Annotated in this window: 3 protein-coding genes and 1 pseudogene; 2 read left to right on the top strand and 2 right to left on the bottom strand. The window is 54.5% G+C overall.

Annotated elements, in window-relative coordinates; translation table 11 throughout:
* Positions 1-344: 344 nt before the first annotated feature.
* Complete coding sequence (locus GEU01_RS20650; protein WP_014106769.1) at positions 345-1,376, bottom strand: IS110 family RNA-guided transposase; 1,032 nt, start codon at positions 1,374-1,376, stop codon at positions 345-347.
* An 18-nt stretch (positions 1,377-1,394) separates the two neighbouring features.
* Between GEU01_RS20650 and GEU01_RS27815 the strand changes: the two genes are divergently transcribed.
* Positions 1,395-1,604: a DUF5983 family protein gene (locus GEU01_RS27815; RefSeq protein ID WP_444699932.1), complete on the top strand. Its 210-nt coding sequence runs from the start codon at positions 1,395-1,397 to the stop codon at positions 1,602-1,604.
* A 122-nt stretch (positions 1,605-1,726) separates the two neighbouring features.
* A pseudogene (locus GEU01_RS20640) lies at positions 1,727-1,933 on the top strand (DUF3085 domain-containing protein); the annotation flags it as partial.
* A gap of 455 nt (positions 1,934-2,388) precedes the next feature.
* Here the strand turns inward: GEU01_RS20640 and GEU01_RS20635 are convergent.
* On the bottom strand, positions 2,389-2,772 hold a 384-nt coding region (locus GEU01_RS20635; RefSeq protein ID WP_019086993.1), incomplete at its 5' end, for a transposase.

The raw sequence follows: 2,772 nt of genomic DNA, 5'->3' as shown, positions 1-2,772 counted from the left end.
CTTATGTGGACGGCCTTTACGATGCAAGAGGTCACATTGATTGCATTGTCGTATCTTTCTTCTGCGTATTTTCGCTCCAGCGAAATGCACTGATACTGTCATGATGTGGAGATCCGGTCAGATGCGCCCTTATGTCCGGCCTGTTTATGCGAAATCCTTCGCTGGCCATCATGGGTGTTCGCTTGCGTGTCAGGCACCAATCTGGATCTCGTGCTCAATGGCACATGGGGACATTCGGTATTGCCTGAACTGCTTCTGATTACAGTCTTTCCCATCACGCGGTCAGTGCATACTGCCGGATCTACCGGAGCTTATTCCGGTATCCATCATCCTGGTGGTACATGTCAGACTATAGCGACACTGCGACCGGCCGGACGATAGATCTCTTTGCGCGACAACAAAACCCAGATGATCCGGGCCAGCTTGTTGGCTAACGCCACGGTTGCCAGACGGCCCGGGCGACGTTCCAGAAGCTTGCAAAGCCATACTCCCGCAGCGCTATCCCATTTCTGTGCGCGGTAAAGCATGGATGTTGCGCCCAGAACGAGCATCTTTCTTATTTCCCGGTTGCCCGTTTTGGTAATTCTGCCCAATCGGGTTTTTCCGCCCGATGAATGCTGGCGCGGTACGAGACCAAGCCAGGCTGCGAAGTGCCGGGCCGTATCGAAGGCCCCAATATCGGTAACAGACGCGACAATCAGGGAGGCGGTTACCGGACCAATGCCCGGGATGGTCAAAAGACGGCGAGCATCTTCATCCTGTTTGGCATGTGTCCGGATACCTCCTTCCAGGTTTTCTATGCTTTCGTTCAGTCGACCATACTGTTCAAAGAGCAGCATGGTTGTCTGTTTCAGGGCATCAGGCAGATTGGATGAGGTTTCGATTTTCGCCAGAAGTTCGGGGAGACGGGCATTTCCAAGGGGAACAATCAAACCGAATTCCGCTGCAAGTGCACGCAACGCATTCACCAGCATCGTTTGCTGTTTGACCAGAAGGGTACGAGTTGAGTGCAGCGATAACAGGCTTTGCTGCTCCCGATTTTTAATCGGGACGAAGCGCGTGTCGGGATGGATCGCGGCAAGACAAATCGCGGCGGCATCAACAGCATCGTTTTTCTTGCCACGTTTGACAAATGGTTTGACCATTTCAGGGGGAATGAGTTTTACCTCATGACCGGTGTCACGGATGACACGAGCCCAGTGATGCGACGTGCTACAGGCTTCGAGTACGACCAGGCAGCGCTCCAGCTTTTCAAAGAATGAGATAACTTCACTCCGCCCGAGTTTCTTCTTGAGCAGACATTTTCCGCTTGCGTCCGTGCCATGCACTTGAAAAACAGACTTGGCGATATCCAGGCCGATTATGGTAACTTTCATCCGGGCGGTCTCCTCTGAATGGTCTTCCGACCTCATCATGGCACATTGATGTCGCATGGAGGCCGTCCACCCCATCTGGATCCATACTCCCATGATTGGCCGGGGTCGCGGTCACTGCGGGCCATTCTTGCCCTGGCCCGGAATCACGACTGTGATTACGTCCTGTTTGATGCGGACGGCCCGGTCGATGCCTCGCTTCGTTTCTTTGATGACGATGAAGATGAATGACCGGCAACGGCATCGGGCGTCCCTCGGGCCAGAGGCGCCGGTTCTTATTTCTTAAGGCGGGATACTTCGGTGTTCCGCCTTTTTTGTGTCCTCGCAAGGGGATCACACGAAGGAATACTGCAATGAAACTTCATTTTGACCACGCCCTGGTGGCGCGTCTTCTTGCTCATGCGCAAGCCGCGAGCGAACATTCCCCTACCTATGATCAGCTTGTTGACCCGGCCTTTCTCAAGGCTGGCGTGTCGTCGCGCCATCCGACCGGTGCGGATGTCGACCGTGCGAAGATACCGGCAGGTCTCATGCTGGTTGGCGATCATGGGGTGTACCTGAGTGCGCCGGTTCGGCGCTGAATCGAAAGTGCGTTTCAAACGCCGGGAGAACTGACGACTCCCGTCCCCACCAACCTTAGTTGAAATCGAAAGGTGACAATGAACATAGCATGGTTGGAGCAAGGCCCGAATAGCCAAGAACGGTTACGGTTTAGAGGGTCAGGGGAAGATGCATATGGTCAAGGCTATACTGCTTTAACTCCAGTTTCGGTGATGATTAACGCCATAGCAGTCATTAAACCGTTTGATACGACTGTTTCGCAAGGGAAGGGTATCATGAGGTTGCCCAGTCCGAAGCCCCTGTCTATCCGGGGATGTCAGTCTTGCGACACTGCCTCCATACGAGGAATGAAACGAACAGAGGACCTAAGTGCGTCGCATCTTTCATCAGCGCAAAGCCGGGATAACCTAAACAGGCTTCCTAAACCTGCATGGTTACAGAGTCATACCAACGGTTATGGGCACTGACCTGTGTGAGCCCACTTTCTAAGACCGATGGATCGAATGGTGTCAGGCAAGGCGGCAAGATTATTCCAAGCGGAACAGGCAGCGTCGATGATGTGCTCGATGCCGTCGAAGACGGTATTGGCCAGCCAGTTGGCGCGCAGGAACTGCCAGATATTCTCGACCGGGTTTAGTTCGGGAGCACGGGACGGCAGGAAGATCAGGCTGACGTTGCGCGGCAGTCTGAGTTTGGGTGTCGTATGCCAGCCGGCACGATCGAGCAGGACGACGGCATGCGCTCCGCGTGCGACGCAGCGTGAGATTTCCTCGATATGCAGTTGCATGCTGGCCGTGCCGGTAAACGGCAACACCAGGCCTGCCGCCTTGCCGAGTGC

Origin of the sequence: Komagataeibacter europaeus LMG 18890, from assembly GCF_000285295.1 — a bacterium.
GTDB classification, from domain to species: domain Bacteria; phylum Pseudomonadota; class Alphaproteobacteria; order Acetobacterales; family Acetobacteraceae; genus Komagataeibacter; species Komagataeibacter europaeus.
The sequence above is the reverse complement of the archived record's forward strand: the minus strand, read 5'-3'. Positions and strand labels throughout refer to the sequence as shown.

Excerpts from the sequence above, each read along its gene's own strand:
- GEU01_RS20650 (WP_014106769.1), bottom strand. The coding sequence starts at position 1,376 with ATGAAAGTTACCATAATCGGCCTGGATATCGCCAAGTCTGTTTTTCAA.
- GEU01_RS27815 (WP_444699932.1), top strand. The coding sequence starts at position 1,395 with ATGGTCTTCCGACCTCATCATGGCACATTGATGTCGCATGGAGGCCGT.